The sequence below is a fragment of the Rhizobium etli 8C-3 genome (assembly GCF_001908375.1).
Lineage (GTDB): Bacteria > Pseudomonadota > Alphaproteobacteria > Rhizobiales > Rhizobiaceae > Rhizobium > Rhizobium etli_B.
In genome coordinates this window covers 704,694-723,912 of sequence record NZ_CP017244.1, presented here as the reverse complement: position 1 = coordinate 723,912, position 19,219 = coordinate 704,694, and the positions used below count along the sequence as shown (strand labels likewise).

Genomic DNA, 19,219 nt, shown 5'->3' with positions numbered 1-19,219 from the left:
TGACCATTGTGCGAGAATACGCACATTCTTGGTCATGCTTCAGCGGTCAACCACTGACAAAGTTCGAACTCCGCCGGATGTCATTCGGCAGGCGCGTCGGGCCTGGATCTTCTTTCTAACTGCATCTGCGATGCTGATTGCGGCAGCGCTCGTCGGCGCCGAACTTTACGGGCGCCGTTCGGCGATCGAAGCGTTGGAAAGCCGTGCCCGCACCGATGCCAATCTCAAGGTCGCTTTGCTGACGGCCGTTCTGGAGCGCCCTCGCGCCCTGCCGCTACTCCTTTCGGAGGATCAACAGGTTCTTGACGCGCTCTCATCTGCAAAGAGCGGCGCAACTGATCTCTTAAACCGCAAGCTGGAGCGGCTGGTCACCGACACGCAAGCCGCCGTGCTTTATGTCATCGGTCCCGATGGCATAGCCGTGTCCTCAAGCAACTGGCGCCAGTCCACCAGTTTCGTGGGAAACGACTACGCGTTCCGCGACTATTTCCGTCGCGCGATGGAGCAAGGCACGGCGGAGCACTTCGCCCTTGGCAGCGTCAGCAAACGCCCCGGCCTTTACATCTCCCGAAGGGTCGGCAGTGCGGCCGCTCCACTCGGGGTCGTTGTCGTCAAAATGGAATTCGACCGTCTGGAAAGTGACTGGCGTGACGCAAGCCGGCCCGTTTACGTGACGGACAACCATGGGGTCGTTTTGATCACCAGCATTCCTTCCTGGCGTTTCATGACCACCGGGCCGGTACCGCAGCAGGATCTTGCATCCATTCGAAGCAGCCTGCAGTTCGGAGATGCACCGCTGGCTGAGCTTCCCATCATGCATCCCTTAACCATCGGCCCGGACGCAGCCATTGTTTCTGCGGTCCTGCCCGGGGGCGGAGAGGCCCAGTATCTGCGCCTCTTTGCGGCGGTTCCCACGACGCCATGGCGGCTGGAATATTTGGTTCCAACCGAAGCGCCGGTCGCCTCGGCTGTGCGGGAGATGCGGCTTATCGCACTGGCGTTTTTGCTGCCCATTGTCGCAATCGCTGCCGTTTTGCTGAGACGGCGGCAGGTATCCATGATGAGGATCGCCAGCGAACAGGCCATGCGCGAGGAACTGGAGCGCCGGGTCGTTGCCAGGACAGATGAATTGAGCCGTGCTCGCGATCGCCTGCAGGCGGAAATTTCCGATCATCGAGATACGGAGGCGAAGCTGCAGATCGTGCAACAGGAGCTCGTGCAGGCAAACCGGCTCGCCATCCTCGGGCAGGTTGCAGCCGGCGTAGCCCATGAGATCAATCAGCCGGTTGCCACGATCCGCGCTTACGCCGACAACGCCCGCGTCTTCCTGCAGCGCAAAGAGCCAAGTCCGGCCGAGGAGAATCTCGGTGCCATTGCTCAGCTCACCGAAAGAATCGGCACGATTACCGAGGAATTGAAAGCCTTTGCGCGCAAAGGTAGGACGGCTGCCGAGCCCGTTGAGCTTAGCACCATCATCGAAGGCGCCGTCGTCTTGCTGAAGAGCCGGTTTGCCGGGCAGCTGAACGCACTCGACATTCAGATGCCGCCACCGGGTCTCTTCGTCATGGGCAATCGGATCCGGCTGGAGCAGATTCTGATCAATCTGTTCCAGAACGCCCTTGAGGCGCTCGAAGGCCGCGACGATGCGAAGGTGGAGGTATCCGTTGCAGCTACGCCCGAGCAGGTCGCCATCGCCGTGTCGGATAATGGACCCGGCATTCCACCGGCAATTCTCGACACTCTCTTTACGCCGTTTCATACATCCAAGGAAAAAGGCTTGGGCCTCGGGCTGGTCATTTCAAAGGACATCGTTGCCGATTACGGCGGCCGGATCGATGTCACAAGCAGCGGCAACGGCACATGTTTTACAGTCCACCTTATGAGGGCAAAGACATGAGGGATGCGTTATCGATCTTTCTCATCGACGATGACAAGGACCTGCTGCGGGCGACCAAGCAAACCTTGGAGCTTGCGGGCTTTAAAGTTTCAGCCTTCTCGGTCGCCAGTGAAGCCCTTGGTGCCCTTAGCGCCGATCATGCAGGCGCGGTCGTTTCCGATATCCGCATGCCGCAGATTGACGGTCTGCAGCTTTTCGATCGCGTGCGGAAGGAAGACGAGGACCTGCCGGTCATCCTGATCACCGGCCACGGCGATATTCCCATGGCGGTGAAGGCCATTCAGGACGGCGCATACGATTTCATCACCAAGCCGTTTGCAACCGACCGGCTGGTGCAATCAGTCAGAAGGGCGGTGGAAAAACGCGCTCTCGTTCTGGAAAATAGAGCGCTGCGCCGGGCCGCCGATCAGGCTCGGGACGACCTGCCGCTGATCGGCCAGACAGCGACGATGGAGCGGCTGCGCCGGACCTTGCGCCAGATCGCCGATACCGAGGTCGACGTGCTCGTCACGGGTGAGACGGGCAGCGGCAAGGAAGTGGTGGCCAGCCTGCTGCATCGATGGAGCCGCAGAGCATCGGGCAATTTCGTTGCCCTCAACTGCGGAGCTCTGCCGGAGACGGTCATAGAGAGCGAGCTCTTCGGCCATGAACCCGGCGCCTTTACCGGAGCGCAAAAGAAGCGCGTCGGGCGTATTGAGCATGCAAGCGGCGGGACGCTTTTTCTCGACGAGATCGAAAGCATGCCGCCGTCGACCCAGGTGCACATGCTGCGCGTTCTCGAGATGCGGGAAGTGACGCCGCTCGGCACCAATGAGGTCAGACCCGTTGATCTGCGCGTCGTCGCCGCCGCAAAGGTGGATCTTTCAGACCCGGAACAGCGCGGGAATTTTCGTGAGGATCTCTATTACCGGCTGAATGTGGTCACGATCTCGATCCCGCCGCTTCGAGAGCGCCGGGACGACATCCCCCTCCTCTTTGGCCATTTTGCCGAGCGCGCGGCCTCCCGGTTTCACCGCGAAGTTCCGGCGATCTCGTCAGCCATTCAACGTCATTTGCAGGGTCACGACTGGCCAGGCAACGTGCGCGAACTGTCGCACTTTGCCGAACGCTTCGTCCTCGGCGTTGAGCAGGCTTCGGCAGGTAGCCAAGCGTCGCCTCCCGATACGGGACAAGGCCTTCCCCTGCCCGAGAGACTGGACCGCTATGAGGCCAGCATCATCCGTGAGGCGCTCGATTCCAATGGCGGCGACGTGCGCCGCACGATTGCGGAGCTCGGAATACCGCGCAAGACTTTTTACGACAAGCTCCAGCGCCACGGCATCGTCCGCAGTCAGTTCGCAGCAGCCAAATCCGGGCAGGTTTGAACGGAGCTGCATCGATCGAGACAAATGAATCCGAATTCGCATTCCCGTCGGTACTCGAACCTGCGACGATCCGCCATGCGCTCTCGCCGCTCGAAAGGACGACGTCGTCATTGTCTCGTCTCCCGCCCATGCCATTGTCCTGCTCGTCGCCGAAAGGAGCCAGAGGGAGGCTCGAGCGGACACAGCCGGCACTGCGGAAGGCAGATTGCGACCAAGTCATTGCTGCCGTCACGCCCAAATCTAGCGGCCGTTTGGCGAAAAAGACCGACCGGGCCGTTCGGGGCCCGCCTCCCATGCCGCCCCGTGGGGGCCGGAGGGGGCATATGCCTGGCGCGGCGAACGACATGGAATTCTTGCATCTGAAAGTGGCGCCTGCTTTACAGTTTCCGGCTGTCATAGGCCCAGTGAAGCAGCGCCTGCCGCTGGCGCCGGCGACACCAGAGATCGCCGGGCTCGCAATGGTGCCTGATCTGGGCGATGTGTCGCCGCATGGCCCGCCAGCGGCCGATCTGACGTTCGTCCTCGCCGGGCATCCTACGGCCGCGGAAATAGCGACAATACCACTGAAACCAGCCCCTCGGATCGTCTGGATGGATCCAGCCCTTTGCTCGCCAGACACTGAGAGGCTGACTGGCGTCAACACCAAAGTAGTTGAGCGAGGGATCGCGGGTAACCGGCGAAAGGCGAGCTTGCCCGAACCAGCTTTCAGGAAATTCTTGCCGGCAGTCAGTCATGTATTTGCCGGCGAAGACCCCAAGCGCCAACATGTCCGGCGGCATGAGGCCCGGCCGGAATTCTGCATGGAACTCGCATCCCGTCGCTGCCGTAAGGGCGTAGCGGTAACCCTGCTGCATGCGGTCATTCACCTCGATCCATCTGGCGCCCAAGGAGTGCACTCCCTTCTAGACACGCACCGGCAGTGGGTTGCGCCGCCAGATCGCGAAGTTGAGCACCGATGCGAAGCTTACCCATGCCAGGTAGGGCAGGAGCAGCAGCGCTGCTGCCGTGCTGATCGGGTAGAACAGCAAGATGGTGGCCGCGATGGAGAGCCAGACCACAATAATCTCGAAGAAGGCCAGGTCGGGACGATGAAGACCAAAAAAGATCGGTGACCAGGCTGCATTCAGCATCAGCTGAAGCGTGTAGACGGTGAGTGGCAAAGCGACCTCGGGCAATCCGCCCTCCCGCCAGACCAGCCACCCGGACAGTGCGATCGTCCCGTAAAGAAGCATCCACACGGGCGCAAAGTACCGATCCGGCGGGCGCCAAGCCGGCTTATCCAACCGCGTATACCATTTTCCCGGACGAAAGAGCGCACCGATGGCACCGGCGGCGAACGTGGCCAGTGCAAATCCAAGAAGCATGAGGAGGGAAATCATATCCGTTGGAACCCTGTCGCTACGATGCCGAGCGGCCGCCCGCAATGTCGAGCAGCCTCTCGTTTCAGATCTATCGGCCACGCTGCGCAGCAATTTCCCCCGCGCCGACTGCAAAAACCAACGGCCGGAACTGCCATGCCGCCGACAGTCCGACCAGCGTGTAGACGGTGCGGGCAAGAGCCGAGCCGGCCCCAAGAATCGCGGCGACCAGGTCGAAGCCGAACAGGCCAACGAGGCCCCAGTTGAGACCGCCGACGATGACGAGGGCGAGCGTCAGAATATTCAAGAACTTCATGTCATTCTCCATGGTTGTCTGTCGGGCGAGGCGACGGCGCCTTCGGCCGGGCCACGCGGGGGAATGGCGATCAGCCCTTCGGCGGCAAAATCACCCGGTCGATGACGTGAATTACGCCGTTGGAAGCAGCGATGTCGGTCGCGGTGACGTTTGCGTCATTGACCTTGACCGAACGACCCATTGTCTCGACGTCGATCATCTTGCCGTTGACCGATTTCGCTTCGTCGACGCCGATGACGTCGGCGGCCATCACTTTTCCGCGAACGACGTGGTAGGTAAGGATATCGATGAGCTGCTCCTTGTTCTCCGGCTTCAGCAACTCCGCCACCATGCCGGCGGGCAGCTTGGCAAAGGCGGCATCGGTTGGCGCAAAGACGGTGAACGGTCCGGGTTCCTTCAGGGTGGGAACGAGCCCGGCAGCGTCGAGCGCCGAGGCAAGCGTCTTGAACTGGCCGGCCTCCACTGCCGTATCGACGATGTCCTTTTCAGCAGCCTGCGCCTGGAGTCCGATGGCTGCAATGGCAACCACAGCGGCTGCGAATACGCGTTTCATCCTCATTGTCATGCTCCCTGTTTTCAAACGCGCCTCAATCCGAGACGCATGAATTATCGTTTAATGAAATTTCTTTTTCCTACCAGTAATATTTTCGTGACAATAATAAGTTTTGTCTTGACGTGAACATTTGGCATGACACCTTATCGCCTGACGAAAAGGAGTTGATAAAATGCTATCCGACACACTCGCTGGCGAACTCGAGCGCTACAGGATCGGGCCGCGCATAAAGACGCTGCGGCTGAATAAGAAGATGGGCTTGGTGCAACTTGGGACCCATACGGACCTGTCGCCCGGGATGCTTTCGAAGATCGAGCGCGGTCAGTTGTTTCCGACCTTGCCAACGCTGCTGAGGATCGCGATGGTCTTCGGCGTCGATCTCGATTACTTCTTCAACAAGAAAGGGCCGCTGGTTACCGTGACCAGAAGGGATGAGCGTCTGCGGCTTGCAAGCCCGCCAGACGAGGCGACGCCATTTTATCTTTTCGAAAGCTTGAACTATCCGGCCGGCGAACGGCGCATGGACGCCTACTTCGCGGAGTTTTCCGCCAATACCCAGCCTTCAAAACCGCACCGTCATGGCAGCGCGGAGTTCATCTACGCCATGAGCGGCCGGCTGACTGTCGATGTCGACGGCGAAGAGACGTCCCTGAACGAAGGCGATGCCATGCATTTCGATTCAAGTGTGCCGCACAGCTATCGCCGTGAGGGCGAGAGCGCCTGCACGGCAATCGTGGTGACGATCCCCTGAACATACAATCTTGTTCCAGCGCCTGAATACCGCCTCGCCTCCCGCCAATGCCATTAAGAGCCAGATCCCGACAATGGCACCGTCAAACCTGGGCATCAACACTTGCCGGCGCCAGAATTGGCGCGCAGCGCTTCCGCAAGCTCTTCCTATCAAGATTGGATACGCAGTATGCTGCACCTCGTTTTGCCTGACGCGCGATGCTCCAAATGGGGAAAACCCCACGGTGGGATGGCCATGTTTTCAAACAACCGCATGGGCACAGACGGTCTTCACGCCGCTGGGTTGTGGCATCTCTCGTTCCGGAGTAACCGTCCTGTCCGCACAAAGGCCGCAGCAAAAGACCGCCACCAATCTCGGTTTAGGCATCGCGCGCGCAAAAACGCAACGCTGCAGAAACGCAAGATTCCCTAGCAGAACAGGTCAACCCGGGCCGCTTTACAATCATGGTTGCCAGCGCTAGCATTGCCTTCGTGACGCAGGGGAGGAGCCCGTCTGACGTCATCTGGATAGCGTATCGACATGCCTTGCCGGACCGGCACCGACTGCACAAAACAACCGCAGCGGAGGGTCGATGATGCCGACACCCATTCGACGCCATTCCAAGTACGGCAACAATGGGAGGATTCGATGTACAAGACATTGGTCGGCGGCATCCTGGCCGCGGCTGCAATCACGCTTTCCCAATCCACGGCACTCGCCGAGCCGGAAATCGTCAGCGGGCCTGCGGCCGAAGCCGAGTGCTTCGTGCCGTGGACGGCAGAAACTAAGTTCTTCAAATTTCCAAAGAAGGACGCCCCCTACCGCATAGCGCTCGCCAACGGCTATATCGCCAATACCTGGCGAATCCAGATGATCCAGACGGCGAAAGCCTATGCATCGCAGCCGGAGGTCGCATCGAAACTCAAGGAGTTCAAGGTTGTTTCGACCGGCGAGGACGTGCCTGCGCAGATCTCGGCAATCAACAACTTCATCGATTCAGGCTATGACGCCATCGTCGTCAATGCCCAGAACCCGACGGCGTTCGGACCGGTCATCAAGCGTGCCAAGCAGGCCGGCGTCATCCTGGTCGCCTTCGACAACATCCTGGACACCGAAGACGCAATCAATGTCAACGTCGACCAGAAGGGCCTTGGCGTATTGTGGGCAAACTGGCTGGCAAAGCATCTGCCTGACGGCGGCAAGGTTCTGGAAGTGCGCGGCGTTCCCGGTACCTCGGTCGACACAGACCGTCACAACGGCATTCACGAAACCTTTGCTGCGACCGGCAAGAAATGGGATGTCGTCGAAGTGCTCGGAAAATGGGACGATCCGACAGCACAAAAGGCGACCGCCGACGCAATTGCCGTGCACAAGAAATTTGACGGGATCACCGCGCAAGGCGGCGATACCGGCGTCGTCCAGGCGATGATCGATGCCGGACATCCCTTTGTGCCTTTCGGGGGAGAGACTGAGAACGGCTTTCGCAAGTTCTGCGCCAAACATGCCGCCGAGGGTCTGAAATGCTCCTCCGCCGGTACAGGCCCCGCACAGGTGGCGGTTGCCATCAAGACGGCGATTGCTGCGCTTGAAGGACAGGTTGTGCCGCAATCCATCAAGCTGCCGCTGGCAATTGTTGAAGATCCAAACTTCAAGGAAGGCCAGGACTTTTATCCCGATCAGTCCGACAACTTCTTCGTCGGCAATGCCTTTCCGACCTGCGGCATCAACTTCACCGCGCAGGAGATCATGGGGCAGTCGAAGGAAAACCAGTAGACCGGGTCCAAGCCACCCGCCTGAGCGGCGCGTCGCGGTAGCCGCGACGTGCCAGTAAGACCGGTTTCGAGGAGCCTTATGATTACATCAGAAAGCCCGGCGACAACGCCCCTCTTCAAGATGAGCGGTGTTTCGAAGCGTTACGGCGGCGTTCACGCTCTGGAAAATGCCGAACTCACCGTGAAACCGGGGCGGATTCACGCCATTCTCGGCGAGAACGGCGCCGGAAAATCGACCCTTATCAAGATCATGGCAGGTGTCGTCGCGCCCGACGAGGGCCAAATGTTGCTGAACGGACGCCCGGTCAGCTTCAGGTCCCCCGCCGAAGCCTGCGCTGCGGGGGTCACTTGCGTGTTCCAGGAGCTTTCGCTCATTCCCGACCTGAGCGTTGCCGACAACATCTGCATCGCTGCGCCGCCGCGCCATTTCGGCCTGATCAATCGCAAGGCACAGCGCGCGATTGCCGAGGAGATGCTGGCCAGGGCAGGCGCCGAAGACGTCCATCCGCGGGCGCTGGTCAAGGATCTGTCACTGTCGCGTCGGCAACTGGTCGAGATCGCCAAGGCGCTCGCATGGAAGCCGCGCATTCTTATTCTCGACGAGGGAACGTCGGCGTTGACGGCGACTGATGTCGCCAAGGTTTTTTCCGTCCTGAGGCGGCTCCGGTCCGAGGGCTTGGCGCTGCTTTACATTTCACACCGCATGCAAGAGATCGCCGAACTGGCCGATGAATGCACGGTTTTGCGCAATGGCCGCAATGTGATGAGCTTTGCGGCCGGAACGCGCAGTGGCAGCGAGATCGTCGAAATGATGATCGGCCGTGAATATTCCAACGCCTTCCCGCCGAAACCGGCGCGAGCGACAGCCGATACGGCTCCGCCTCCGCTTGAGTGCCGCAAGCTGTGCTGGGGGGACAGCCTGCGCGACATTTCTCTTGCCGTCGGCAGAGGCGAGGTGGTCGGCCTTGGCGGTCTGGACGGTCAAGGACAGCGCGAAATGCTGCTTGCCCTTTTCGGCGTACTTCGCGGCACCACCGGCTCCGTCCTTGTCGATGGCAAGCCGGTCACGCTCACCAGTCCGGCGGTCGCACGTTCAAAGCATATCGGCATGGCTCTGATCCCCGAGGACCGCAAGACCGAAGGATTGATGCTGGAGATGACGGTCCGGGAAAATCTCTCCTTCGCGGTGCTGGACCGAGTATCCAAGGGAGGCGTCATTGACCGGAAAAAGGAAGGACAGCTGATCGACGAGATGGTGCAGTTGCTGGCGATCAAGACGGCAGGTTTCGACATTCCGGTCAGCGAGCTTTCTGGCGGCAATCAGCAAAAGGTCGTCATTGCCAAGTGGCTGATGCGCCGGCCCCGGATCGTGCTGCTCAACGACCCCACACGCGGCATCGATGTCGGCACCAAACAGGAAATTTACCAGTTGCTGCGACGGCTTGCCGAGGCTGGCGCGGCCATCCTTTTTTATTCGACGGATTACGATGAACTGATCGGCTGCTGCGATCGCGTTCTCGTATTTTATAAGGGCAGCATCGTACGCGAACTGCGGGATGGCGGCATCACGCAGCATGCTTTGGTCGCAAGCGCGCTCAATGTCGAGGGCGAGAAGGCGGAGAGCGCGGCATGAAGGAATGGCGTTACCGTTTACACGAACGACGCGGCACGCTGATGGCAGCGGCTGTTTTCTTCGTCATGTTTGCCATCTACGTCTCCAACCATCCGGCCGGTTTAACGTCCAACGTCGTGCAGACCGCCGCCAACAAGGGTGTTCTGCTTGCTTTTGTCGCGATGGCGCAGACGCTGGTCGTGATCACGGCCGGCATCGACCTATCGGTCGGCATGATCTTCATCCTTACGAATGCGCTGGCTTCCTGGGTCGTTCTCGGAACGGCGGTTGAAACGGCCTTCGGCGTGATCGCCGTTCTGACTACCGGTCTTTTCTGCGGAGCATTGAACGGCCTGATCGTCATTTATGGAAGATTGCAGCCGATTGTCGCCACCATCGCGACGGGCGCCATCTTCTTCGGGATCGCCTTGTTGCTGCGGCCCTTTCCCGGCGGCTCGGTCAATGAGGAACTGGCAGATCTCATGACGGGAAAGATATTCGGCACTGTGCCCGCCAGCCTGATTGCCCTGGCTGCCATCGTTCTCGTCATTTGGGTGCCGTTCAGCCGGTCGATCATCGGACGGACAGCTTATGCATCCGGCTCGTCGGAGACCGCAGCCTATATGTCCGGACTACCGATCCGTCGCGCCAAGTTTACTGCCTATACGCTGGCCGGCCTTCTTGCCTCGATCGGCGGCCTGTTTCTCACATTCTTCACTTTCACGGGCGAGGCAGCCCTTGCGAGCGGCAATGCCTACACGCTCTTCTCGATCGCCTCGGTCGTGCTTGGAGGCGTATCCCTTTTTGGCGGCAAGGGCAGCGCGATCGGTGCGGTATTCGGAGCTCTCGCCTTCCGCACCATCGGCGACCTGCTTTTCGTCTTCGATTTCGATCCGCTGTGGCAGCCTCTGTTCCAGGGTGTGGTGCTGCTGGTAGCGGTCAGCCTCGGAGCCTTCGGATTGTTTCGCGTCCGCAATCGGCTGGAGTGGTTCGGATGAGCAACGTAACGCGAGAAGAGCCGGTGAGCTCTTCGCCTAAAATCGCCCGGCGGCTTGATCCGGCGATCGCGACGGCCTTCGGTTGCATCATCCTTTTGCTGATCATCGGCAGTTTTTATTCGACGAGTTTTCTGTCGCCTCAATATCTCCTGCAGCAGTTGAAAGTGGCCTCCTTCCTCGGCGTCATTGCCACCGGCATGATGATCGTCATCCTCCTCGGCCAGATCGATCTTTCAGTTCCCTGGTCGATTGCCGTTGGTGGAATGATGGCTTGTGCTGCGGCCGCATATGGTCCTGCAGGCGAGATGCTTGCCATTCCCTTCGGAATCGTCTGTGGCATGGCGATCGGCCTCGCCAACGGGATCGGCGTCGCCTATCTGCGCATTCCATCGATGATCATCACTCTGGCGACCAACGCCGTCGCTCAGGGGTTGATGGTCCTTTATACCGGTGGTTTTTCGCCACAGGATTCGGCTACATTTGCCATGCGCTATCTGGCAACCGGGTTTCTTCTCCCCGCCATACCCAATGCCGTCCTCATCTGGGCCGTCATCGGTTCCGGCACGGTCTTTGCGCTCACGCGCACGACATTCGGCCGTTCCGTCTACGGCATCGGCAACCGCGAGAGCGCGGCCTATCTTTCCGGCATCAACACCCGTCGCATCGTCCTGATCGCCTTCATCGCATCCGGTGCCCTTTCCGCCTTTGGCGGTGCCCTGCTTGCCGGCTATGCGTCGAAGGCGGCCCAATCGATGGGCGATGCTTATCTTTTACCTTCGATCGCCGCCGTCGTCCTCGGTGGAACGTCCATTCTCGGCGGCAGGGGCTCCTATCTCGGCACGGTCGCCGGCGTGATCTTAATCACGCTCCTGCAATCGATCCTCTCGGTCATGCAGATGCCGGAGGCAGGAAGGCAGATCATCTACGGCACTGTCATCATCGCCATGCTGCTGCTTTACGGCCGCAGTCCTGCCAACCGGTGACCCGCGGCCTCTCAAAATCCCAAAACCAAGGCACCACCGGTCAATCCGGCGCCGGCAGCCGCTAGAAGCACCACCTCACCCGATGCAAACGGCCGTTTCTCCTTGGCGATCGACAGCGACAGGGCAATCGTCGCGGCAGATGAATTGCCGTAGTCGGCAATTGTGCTGACGGTCTTGACCGCCGGGATGCCCAGCTTCTCGCCGACGGCGGTGAAGATTCGCGTATTGGCCTGGTGCGGCACGAACCGGTTGACATCCGGCGTGATCACGCCCGCGCGATCGAGCGCCCGCAGCGACGAAGCCGCCATCATCTCGACGGCACGCGAAAACACCTCGCGTCCATCGCGCATCGTCATGAGAAAATCCTCGGGCCTCATTCCCGGCCCAAAGGGGCGGTTGCTGCCGCCGGCAGCAATCGAGATGAGATCATAGCCGCTTCCATCGGACGCAAGATCGACGCCGAGGAGACCGTTGCCGGGCTCGAGCGATGGTAAAAGCACGACCGCACCTGCTGCGTCGGCAAACAGAACCGAGCTTGCGCGCTCGGCCGGGTTGATCCGCCGGCTTAGAATGTTTGCGGCAACGACGAGTACCGGTCTTCCTTGGCTTCGAACAAAGCCGTCGGCAAGTGTCAGCGCGTAAAGAAACCCCGAGCAGGCGCCTGCAAGATCGATTGCTCCGGAATTTGCAAGCCCGAGGCGATGGGCAAGCAGGGGTGCCGACGGCGGCAGCAAATGGTCAGGGGTCGAGGTTGCAAGCAGCGTGAGGGCGATTTCGGTCCGCTCGATGCCGGCATCGCTAAGGGCCATGACCCCGGCGCGGGCCGCAAGCCCGCTCAAAGTGTCGCCCTCTTCGGCCCAGTGCCTGGCACGAATGCCTGTACGACGTTCGATCCAGCCAGGTTCGAGCCCATGCGCTTGCTCAATCTCGACGTTTTCGACCCGTCGCGCCGGCACGCTGTGCCCGAAGCCCGCCAGGCGCGAAGCCCGCACCCCAGTCATGCCGAACCCCTGAAATGAAAGGCGGCTTCGTCGATCGCTTCATAGGCACGGCCGAGCTCCTTTGCGGTGATGCAATAGGGCGGCATCAGGTAGATGACATTGCCGAGCGGCCGGATGAGCAGGTGACGCTCGCGGAAGAAGGCGCGCAGCCTCGGGCCGACCTGTGCCAAGTATCCGCCCGAGGCGACCTCGAGATCGAGCGCCGCGATGGTTCCGATCTGTCGAACATTGCGGAAACGCACATCATTCGAAAAACCGGTCAGATGCGCCCGATGCGCTTGCGCCAGAGACTCAATCCGTGCCTGCACCGGCTCATCGCGCCAGACGGAGAGATTGGCAACCGCAGCGGCGCAGGCGATCGGATTGGCGGTGTAGGAACTCGAATGAAAAAAGGTTCTGCGGCGGTCAGTGGAGAGGTGCGCCTCGAAGATTTCCGCCGTGCACAACGTTGCCGCCAACGGCAAAGCCCCTCCCGTCAGGCCTTTCGAGGTACAGAGGATGTCTGGGGTGATCGCTGCCTGCTCACAGCCGAAAAGCGTTCCGGTGCGTCCCCAACCGGTCATCACTTCATCGGCAATGAAAAGCGTCCCGCAACGTAAGGCAACCTCCTTGAGGCCAGCAAGGAGCGACGGCGCATAGATCTTCATGCCGCCCGCCCCGAGAACGAGCGGCTCGATGAGAAGAGCTGCCACCTGGCCTGAGCGGCAGTAGCGTTCGAAGGCATCGAGGGTTTCCTGCTCGCGGCCCGCCTCTGGGAAAGCCAGCCGGTCGACGGCAAAGAGCAGCGGTTCGTAGGCAGCATTGAACACGCCGCGCTCACCGGTCGACATCGTGCCGATCGTATCGCCGTGATAGGCATGCTCCATGACGACGATGCGATTGCGCCGCTCGCCTTGGTTATGGAAAAAACCGAGCGCCATCTTCAGAGCGACCTCGACTGCGGTCGATCCGCTGTCGGAATAAAAGACATGGGCCAGTCCGGGCGGTGCAACGGCGATCAGGCCTTCAGCCAGTTCTTCAGCCGGCGCATGCGTGTATTCAGAAAAGATGAGCTGGTCGTAGTGTCCAGCGGCGGCAGCAATTGCCCTCATGATGGCAGGGTGCCGATGGCCGTGGGTGGTCACCCACCAGGATGAGATCGCGTCAAGCACATGATTGCCGTCCTCATCGATAAGGTAGGCGCCAGCCGTCTCAACGATCGGCTTCATGCGCGGTTCGAGCGCGTGCTGGGTGAAGGGATGCCACACGCGAGAATTCTTCATGCCAGGGCTGCCTTGATGTGCTCGATATCGATGTTTCCATCGAAAGCTTTCTGCAATGTCTTGGGCGTTGGAACAGACAGCCACGGCAGGCAGCCAAGCGACCGAATGGCTCCGATCTTCACGATCACCCGCTGCGTTTCGTCGTTCTCCTCGCCGATGAAAGCCACGCCGAGGATCGGTACGGCACGGCGCTTCAGCGCCTCTAGCGACAGCAGCGTGTGATTGATCGTTCCAAGCGTTGTCCTCGCGCACAAAATGACAGGGATCTGCCAACGGGCAAAAATATCCACGAACAACAGCCGGTCGGTCAGCGGGACCAAAAGTCCGCCGGCCCCTTCCACAACCAGAGGATGGTCGGTTTCGGGGAGGATCAATCGCTCGGGCTCGACTGCCACGCGATCGAGCCTGGCGGAGAGATGCGGGGATGCGGGCGTCTTCAGCCTGTAAGCCTCCGGGATGATCCGTGCCGCAGTAATGCCGCCCAGGCGAGCGACAGCCTGGCTGTCTGTCTCTTCCTCAAGGCCCGCCTGCACAGGCTTCCAGTAATAGCCATCGAGCGCCCGCGTCAGGGCAGCGGCGAACCACGTCTTGCCGATGCCGGTATCCGTCCCGGTGACGACGCAAGCCTGCGTCATGACCGCTCCTCCTCCGTCAGGACGGCCGCCAGCTGCTCGAACATGCTGGAAACCATGCTGCAATCCACGTTCAGCGTGATTGCGATTCTCAGTCGCGCAGTCTTTTCCGGCACGGTCGGCGGGCGGATTGCCCTGATGTCGAAGCCTTGGTCGCGCATATGCGCAGCAATCGCGACGGCGCGTGCATTGTCGCCGATCATCACCGGCAGGATCTGGGAACCGTTGCCTTTGGCACCGGTCGCAGCCGCAAGCGCGCCGTTTGCAAAGGCCCGCAACTTGTCGAGCTCCGCGCGCCGTTGCGGCTCGTCCTGGAGAATTCGCAACGATTCGCCAACAGCAGCCGCCATCAATGGCGACGGCGCCGTCGAATAGATGAAACCGCGGGCGCGGTTGACGAGGTAGTCACAGATGACAGCGCTTGCACAAAGCAGCGCTCCGGCAACACCGAGCGCCTTGCCGCAGGTGTGAAGGACGATCACGTTGTCTTGCGCTTCCAGACCTGCCGAAAAACCGCGCCCCCCCGGCCCGAAGACACCCGTTGCATGCGCTTCGTCCACGACCAGGAAGGCGTCATGCGCATTCGCAACGCTTACAAGCTGGGCAAGAGGTGCGCGATCGCCGTCCATGGAATAGAGGCTCTCGACGGCAATCCACGCCCTGCCAGTTCCACCTGACCGGCGCCATCTCCTGATCGCCTCATCGAAGGCGGCAGCATCGTTGTGGGTGACAGATATCGCCCGTGCCTTGCTCGCCGCGATCCCCTCATGCGCGCTTGCATGGATCAGGCCATCGTGGACAATGATGTCCCCGCGCTGGGGAAGGGTCGAAAAGACAGCGACGTTGGCAGCGTAACCGCTGCCGAAATAGACGACCCTTTCGGTACCGAAATAGGCGGCTGCCTGCTCCTCGAGCGCTGCGTGCTCGCCATGATTGCCCCGCAACAGCCTCGATCCCCCTGCCCCGATCGCAACCCCGCGTTCGATCGCTTCGGCAAGCGCGTTCCTAAGGCGCTCCGATTGAGCAAGCCCCAGATAGTCGTTCGACGTAAAATCGATGCCGCTCTGGCCGATCAGCGTACGGGCGCGGCCTTTCCGCTCAAGGCCGGCCAGTGTCCGCTCATAGCGGGCAAGGCCCGAAAACCTCACGGGACCGCCTCCGCGCCGTCCAGCTCCATCGGCTTCAGACCTAGGCGGCGAAACAGTGCGCTGTCATGGTCCTCCCCCGGATTGTCGGCTGTCAAAAGCGTATCGCCGACGAAGATGGAATTGGCACCTGCGAAAAAACAGAGGGCCTGCATCTCATCGCTCATATCCGAACGTCCTGCCGAAAGCCGCAGGTGCGAGGCCGGCATCAGGATGCGGGCCAGAGCGATCGTTCGCACGAACTCGATCGGATCGATGGGTTCGGCCTCGGCAAGCTTCGAACCCGGGATCGGGATCAGCATGTTGATCGGCACGCTCTCGGGAGGAACGGCAAGATTGGCAAGCGTCACCAGCATCGCGATGCGGTCGGCGGCCGTCTCTCCCATCCCGAGGATGCCTCCGGCACAGACCTTGATGCCGGCGTCGCGAACGTTCGACAGTGTCTCCAAACGGTCGGCAAATGTCCGCGACGTTATGATTTGGCCGTAGAAGCGCTCTGAGGTGTCGATATTGTGATTGTAGTAGTCAAGTCCCGCTTTGGCGAGCGCAGCGCTCTGTGCCGGCGTCAGCATGCCGAGCGTCATGCAGGTTTCCATGCCCAGCGCCTTGACGCCCTTGACCATGGCTGCGATCGCATCCATATCGCGATCCTTCGGGCTGCGCCATGCCGCGCCCATGCAATAGCGGGTGGCGCCGCCCTCCTTTGCCTTGCGCGCTTCGGCAAGGACACGCTCTACCTCCATCAGCTTCGAGGCCTTGAGCCCGGTCGGATAATGGGCCGACTGGCTGCAATAGCCGCAGTCCTCGGCGCAGCCGCCGGTCTTGATGGACAGCAGACGGCTCATCTGGACGGCGTTCGGATCAAAATTTTCGCGATGAATGCTGTGGGCGCGATAAAGAAGATCGTTGAATGGCAAATTATAGATAATTTCTGCTTCGTCGGCGCGATACCGAGTGGAGAAAGGCTCCGAATCCTCGATTGCACCATGCGAATCAGCCGTTTCAGCCTGCATCAAACCAGATCCTCCCCTTACAGATGTGCTGCAATAGATATCGTTACCGATTTATCTATAATAATGCAGCGCAGCATAAGGCAAGGGCAGCGATGAATTTTCCGCGAGCGACAGAATTGCAGCGATGCTCAGCCGACGATCGCAAAACGTTCGGCGAAAGCAGCGCCGCCGCTTCTCGCCGGCCGTCGGCCGATCCATTGAACGTGCCGCTCGAGAACAGTGGCGGCGTGTTCGGTTTCTCCCTCGCGAAGAAAACCGAGGATCGCTCGATGATCGCGATCCTTGGGTGTCATCCAGCCCGAGTTCCAGGTCGCGAAAAGAAACCGCGCGCTCGCAGCGTGCAGATCATCGATAGCGGCCAGCAGGCGCGGCATCCCGCAAGGCGAAAGCACCAGCCGGTGAAATCGCCTGTTTGCGGCTTCCCAGCCGGCAACATCAACGGCCCGGTCGCCTTCGAGGGTGGCGTGCTCGGCCTGATCGAGGATGGACGGCGTCAGGTGGGGAGCAGCATGGCGAAGCGCCAGAACCTCGAGTGCGGCGCGCATGCGCGCCACTTCCTGCACTTCAGCAAGGTCGAATGACGCCACGCGGACGCCTCGTCTCGGCTCGCTGATGGCAAGCCCCTGCGCCTCCAGCCGCCGAAGTGCCTCGCGCACCGGTACGTGGCTGGAGCCGAACTCTTCGGCGATATGATCCTGCTTGAGTTTGGAACCGGGTGCGAGCTGTCCTGTCACGATCCGGTCGGCAAGTACGCGGCTGATCCGCGCGGCAATTGTCTCGTCACTGTGATCGGTCATTTTTTATAGGTAATTCGCTTCGCTACGACTGTCGAGACGCCAACCGTCTCAAGCCCGCGGTCAAGAATCGATCGCAAGCTGGGCATCATACAGGCGCGCGTAATGGCCGCGCCGCTTTAGCAATTCGGCATGCGAACCCACTTCGACGACCCGTGAGCCGTCGACGACAACGATGCGGTCCGCATCGCGTATTGTTGCTAGCCGGTGCGCGATGATCAGTGTGGTCCTGCCTTCGGCAAGCTTGGCCAGCGATTGTTGTATCTGGCGTTCGGTCTCAGTGTCGAGCGCCGATGTCGCCTCGTCGAGGATGAGGATCGGCGGGTTCTTCAGGAACATGCGGGCAATGGCTAGGCGCTGTTTCTGGCCGCCCGACAATTTGACGCCGCGTTCGCCGATCATCGTATCCAGCCCGTTTGGCAGAGATGCAATCGTCTCGTCAAGCTTGGCGCGCACAGCTGCCTCGATGATATCGGCTTCGCCGGCGTCCAGCCTTCCATAGGCGATGTTTTCGCGAATCGTTCCTGCGAACAGGAAGACATCCTGCTGCACGACGCCGATCTGACGTCTGAGCGAGGCGAGTTTGATATGGCGGATGTCGATGCCATCCACCGAGATTGCACCGCAGCCGACTTCATAAAAACGTGGCAGCAGCGAGCATATCGTCGTCTTTCCTGCGCCGGAGGGGCCGACGAATGCAACCGTCTCGCCTGCCTCGATAGTCAGATTGACGTGCTTAAGCGCCGGCTTGCCGCTGCTGTAGGCGAAAGACACATCGCGATAGGCGATTTTTCCCCTCAGATGATCGACTTCGATCGCGTTGGGCGCATCTTCGATATCGGGTTCCGTGTCGATCAGCTCGGTAAACCGCCGGAAACCGGCAATGCCCTTCGGGTAGGTCTCGATAACCGAGTTGATCTTCTCGACGGGCCGGAAAAAGACGCCGACGAGAAGCAGGAAACCAATGAACCCACCAGCCGTCAGCTCGCCCGACAGAACGAAATAGCTGCCGGCGACCATCACGATCATCTGCGTCAGCCGCATGCTCATGTAACTCAGCGAGGTGCTGGCAGCCATGATGCGGTAGGCTTCGAGCTTCGTCTTCCGATAGCTTTGGTTGTCATTTTCAAAGAGGGCCCTTTCATGGTCCTCGTTGCCGAAGGCCTGCACGACCCTGACGCCGCCGACGCTCTCTTCGATCCGGGCGTTGAAATCGCCGACGCGCCCGAAAAGCGCCCGCGAATTCCGCGTCATCCGGGTTCCGTAACGGCTGGTCACCCATGCCGTCAACGGCACGATGACGGCGGTGATGACCGCGAGCTGCCAATTGACAGTCAGCATCAAGATGAGCGCGCCTGCAAATGTCATCACCGCAATGAAAAGATCCTCCGGACCGTGATGGGCGACCTCGCCGATCTCCTCGAGATCCTTCGTCAGACGGCCGACCAGATGGCCGGTCTTTTGATTGTCGTAATAGCTGAAAGAGAGTTTCTGAAGGTGGTCGAAGGCCGCGCGGCGCATGTCTGTCTCGATGTTGATGCCGAGCATGTGCCCCCAATAGGTGACGATCGCCATCAGACCGGTATTGATCGCATAAACGACCAGAAGACCGGCAGATGCCAATAGAATGAGCAGCCAGTCCTGGCCGATCAGAAGCCGATCGACGAACAGCTTCACAGCCATCGGAAAGCCGAGCTCGAGCAGGCCCGAGATGATCGCGCAGCCGAAATCCAGCACGAAGAGGCCGCGATAGGGCCTGTAATAGGAAAAGAAGCGACGGAGCATTTCG

At 60.4% G+C, this 19,219-nt stretch carries 18 protein-coding genes; 7 read left to right on the top strand and 11 right to left on the bottom strand.

Annotated elements, in window-relative coordinates:
• Nucleotides 1-34 precede the first annotated feature (34 nt).
• Both AM571_RS28425 and AM571_RS28420 read left to right on the top strand, forming a co-directional pair.
• The gene (locus AM571_RS28425; protein ID WP_074064338.1) at nucleotides 35-1,897 is read left to right on the top strand and encodes a sensor histidine kinase; all 1,863 of its coding nucleotides are present in this window, start codon (nucleotides 35-37) and stop codon (nucleotides 1,895-1,897) included.
• A complete protein-coding gene (locus tag AM571_RS28420; protein ID WP_074064337.1) occupies nucleotides 1,894-3,261 on the top strand; it encodes a sigma-54-dependent transcriptional regulator in 1,368 nt (455 codons plus the stop codon). Before AM571_RS28425 ends, AM571_RS28420 begins: the two co-directional genes overlap by 4 nt.
• 377 nt (nucleotides 3,262-3,638) lie before the next feature.
• On the opposite strand, the gene AM571_RS28415 is transcribed toward AM571_RS28420, so the two are convergent.
• From AM571_RS28415 to AM571_RS28400, 4 genes are all read right to left on the bottom strand, one after another.
• Nucleotides 3,639-4,115 carry a hypothetical protein gene (locus tag AM571_RS28415; RefSeq protein WP_074065628.1) on the bottom strand — a complete coding sequence of 159 codons (477 nt, stop codon included), beginning with the start codon at nucleotides 4,113-4,115 and terminating at the stop codon, nucleotides 3,639-3,641.
• A 48-nt stretch (nucleotides 4,116-4,163) separates the two neighbouring features.
• Nucleotides 4,164-4,640: a TspO/MBR family protein gene (locus tag AM571_RS28410; RefSeq protein ID WP_074064336.1), complete on the bottom strand. Its 477-nt coding sequence runs from the start codon at nucleotides 4,638-4,640 to the stop codon at nucleotides 4,164-4,166.
• Nucleotides 4,641-4,710: 70 nt separating this feature from the next.
• On the bottom strand, nucleotides 4,711-4,935 hold the full coding sequence (locus tag AM571_RS28405) for a DUF378 domain-containing protein (RefSeq protein ID WP_074064335.1): 225 nt from the start codon (nucleotides 4,933-4,935) through the stop codon (nucleotides 4,711-4,713).
• 70 nt (nucleotides 4,936-5,005) lie between these two features.
• Nucleotides 5,006-5,488: a fasciclin domain-containing protein gene (locus AM571_RS28400; protein ID WP_420493406.1), complete on the bottom strand. Its 483-nt coding sequence runs from the start codon at nucleotides 5,486-5,488 to the stop codon at nucleotides 5,006-5,008.
• Nucleotides 5,489-5,660: 172 nt separating this feature from the next.
• Here AM571_RS28400 and AM571_RS28395 point away from each other — a divergent pair, with 172 nt between their 5' ends.
• The 5 genes from AM571_RS28395 to AM571_RS28375 all read left to right on the top strand — a co-directional run bounded on the left by AM571_RS28395 (nucleotide 5,661) and on the right by AM571_RS28375 (nucleotide 11,583).
• Complete coding sequence (locus AM571_RS28395) at nucleotides 5,661-6,239, top strand: helix-turn-helix domain-containing protein (RefSeq protein ID WP_074064334.1); 579 nt, start codon at nucleotides 5,661-5,663, stop codon at nucleotides 6,237-6,239.
• Nucleotides 6,240-6,866: 627 nt separating this feature from the next.
• A complete protein-coding gene (locus AM571_RS28390) occupies nucleotides 6,867-7,991 on the top strand; it encodes a sugar ABC transporter substrate-binding protein (protein ID WP_074064333.1) in 1,125 nt (374 codons plus the stop codon).
• 78 nt (nucleotides 7,992-8,069) lie between these two features.
• Nucleotides 8,070-9,623 (top strand): sugar ABC transporter ATP-binding protein, encoded by a 1,554-nt coding sequence (locus AM571_RS28385; RefSeq protein WP_074064332.1) that lies wholly within the window; start codon nucleotides 8,070-8,072, stop codon nucleotides 9,621-9,623.
• Nucleotides 9,620-10,600 carry an ABC transporter permease gene (locus AM571_RS28380; protein WP_074064331.1) on the top strand — a complete coding sequence of 327 codons (981 nt, stop codon included), beginning with the start codon at nucleotides 9,620-9,622 and terminating at the stop codon, nucleotides 10,598-10,600. Before AM571_RS28385 ends, AM571_RS28380 begins: the two co-directional genes overlap by 4 nt.
• Nucleotides 10,597-11,583 carry an ABC transporter permease gene (locus tag AM571_RS28375; RefSeq protein WP_074064330.1) on the top strand — a complete coding sequence of 329 codons (987 nt, stop codon included), beginning with the start codon at nucleotides 10,597-10,599 and terminating at the stop codon, nucleotides 11,581-11,583. The genes AM571_RS28380 and AM571_RS28375 overlap by 4 nt, the downstream gene beginning before the upstream one ends.
• Nucleotides 11,584-11,594: 11 nt before the next feature.
• Here the strand turns inward: AM571_RS28375 and AM571_RS28370 are convergent, their stop codons facing one another.
• The 7 genes from AM571_RS28370 to AM571_RS28340 form a co-directional block, all read right to left on the bottom strand.
• Nucleotides 11,595-12,584, bottom strand: coding sequence for a beta-ketoacyl-ACP synthase III (locus AM571_RS28370; protein WP_074064329.1), 990 nt, complete (start codon nucleotides 12,582-12,584; stop codon nucleotides 11,595-11,597).
• The gene (locus tag AM571_RS28365) at nucleotides 12,581-13,846 is read right to left on the bottom strand and encodes an adenosylmethionine--8-amino-7-oxononanoate transaminase (RefSeq protein ID WP_074064328.1); all 1,266 of its coding nucleotides are present in this window, start codon (nucleotides 13,844-13,846) and stop codon (nucleotides 12,581-12,583) included. The genes AM571_RS28370 and AM571_RS28365 overlap by 4 nt, the downstream gene beginning before the upstream one ends.
• A complete protein-coding gene (gene bioD / locus AM571_RS28360) occupies nucleotides 13,843-14,481 on the bottom strand; it encodes a dethiobiotin synthase (protein WP_074064327.1) in 639 nt (212 codons plus the stop codon). The genes AM571_RS28365 and bioD overlap by 4 nt, the downstream gene beginning before the upstream one ends.
• Nucleotides 14,478-15,626 (bottom strand): 8-amino-7-oxononanoate synthase, encoded by a 1,149-nt coding sequence (locus tag AM571_RS28355; protein ID WP_074064326.1) that lies wholly within the window; start codon nucleotides 15,624-15,626, stop codon nucleotides 14,478-14,480. The genes bioD and AM571_RS28355 overlap by 4 nt, the downstream gene beginning before the upstream one ends.
• The gene (bioB, locus tag AM571_RS28350; protein ID WP_074064325.1) at nucleotides 15,623-16,636 is read right to left on the bottom strand and encodes a biotin synthase BioB; all 1,014 of its coding nucleotides are present in this window, start codon (nucleotides 16,634-16,636) and stop codon (nucleotides 15,623-15,625) included. The genes AM571_RS28355 and bioB overlap by 4 nt, the downstream gene beginning before the upstream one ends.
• Before the next feature lie 128 nt (nucleotides 16,637-16,764).
• Nucleotides 16,765-17,433 carry a GntR family transcriptional regulator gene (locus AM571_RS28345; protein WP_074064324.1) on the bottom strand — a complete coding sequence of 223 codons (669 nt, stop codon included), beginning with the start codon at nucleotides 17,431-17,433 and terminating at the stop codon, nucleotides 16,765-16,767.
• A 60-nt stretch (nucleotides 17,434-17,493) separates the two neighbouring features.
• Nucleotides 17,494-19,215, bottom strand: coding sequence for an ABC transporter ATP-binding protein (locus AM571_RS28340; protein WP_074064323.1), 1,722 nt, complete (start codon nucleotides 19,213-19,215; stop codon nucleotides 17,494-17,496).
• Between the last annotated feature and the right edge of the window lie 4 nt (nucleotides 19,216-19,219).

Bases quoted from the DNA above. Each gene is read 5' to 3' on its own strand.
- AM571_RS28425 (WP_074064338.1), top strand. From the start codon at position 35: ATGCTTCAGCGGTCAACCACTGACAAAGTTCGAACTCCGCCGGATGTC.
- AM571_RS28420 (WP_074064337.1), top strand. From the start codon at position 1,894: ATGAGGGATGCGTTATCGATCTTTCTCATCGACGATGACAAGGACCTG.
- AM571_RS28415 (WP_074065628.1), bottom strand. From the start codon at position 4,115: ATGCAGCAGGGTTACCGCTACGCCCTTACGGCAGCGACGGGATGCGAG.
- AM571_RS28410 (WP_074064336.1), bottom strand. From the start codon at position 4,640: ATGATTTCCCTCCTCATGCTTCTTGGATTTGCACTGGCCACGTTCGCC.
- AM571_RS28405 (WP_074064335.1), bottom strand. From the start codon at position 4,935: ATGAAGTTCTTGAATATTCTGACGCTCGCCCTCGTCATCGTCGGCGGT.
- AM571_RS28400 (WP_420493406.1), bottom strand. From the start codon at position 5,488: ATGAAACGCGTATTCGCAGCCGCTGTGGTTGCCATTGCAGCCATCGGA.
- AM571_RS28395 (WP_074064334.1), top strand. From the start codon at position 5,661: ATGCTATCCGACACACTCGCTGGCGAACTCGAGCGCTACAGGATCGGG.
- AM571_RS28390 (WP_074064333.1), top strand. From the start codon at position 6,867: ATGTACAAGACATTGGTCGGCGGCATCCTGGCCGCGGCTGCAATCACG.
- AM571_RS28385 (WP_074064332.1), top strand. From the start codon at position 8,070: ATGATTACATCAGAAAGCCCGGCGACAACGCCCCTCTTCAAGATGAGC.
- AM571_RS28380 (WP_074064331.1), top strand. From the start codon at position 9,620: ATGAAGGAATGGCGTTACCGTTTACACGAACGACGCGGCACGCTGATG.
- AM571_RS28375 (WP_074064330.1), top strand. From the start codon at position 10,597: ATGAGCAACGTAACGCGAGAAGAGCCGGTGAGCTCTTCGCCTAAAATC.
- AM571_RS28370 (WP_074064329.1), bottom strand. From the start codon at position 12,584: ATGACTGGGGTGCGGGCTTCGCGCCTGGCGGGCTTCGGGCACAGCGTG.
- AM571_RS28365 (WP_074064328.1), bottom strand. From the start codon at position 13,846: ATGAAGAATTCTCGCGTGTGGCATCCCTTCACCCAGCACGCGCTCGAA.
- bioD (WP_074064327.1), bottom strand. From the start codon at position 14,481: ATGACGCAGGCTTGCGTCGTCACCGGGACGGATACCGGCATCGGCAAG.
- bioB (WP_074064325.1), bottom strand. From the start codon at position 16,636: ATGCAGGCTGAAACGGCTGATTCGCATGGTGCAATCGAGGATTCGGAG.
- AM571_RS28345 (WP_074064324.1), bottom strand. From the start codon at position 17,433: ATGACCGATCACAGTGACGAGACAATTGCCGCGCGGATCAGCCGCGTA.
- AM571_RS28340 (WP_074064323.1), bottom strand. From the start codon at position 19,215: ATGCTCCGTCGCTTCTTTTCCTATTACAGGCCCTATCGCGGCCTCTTC.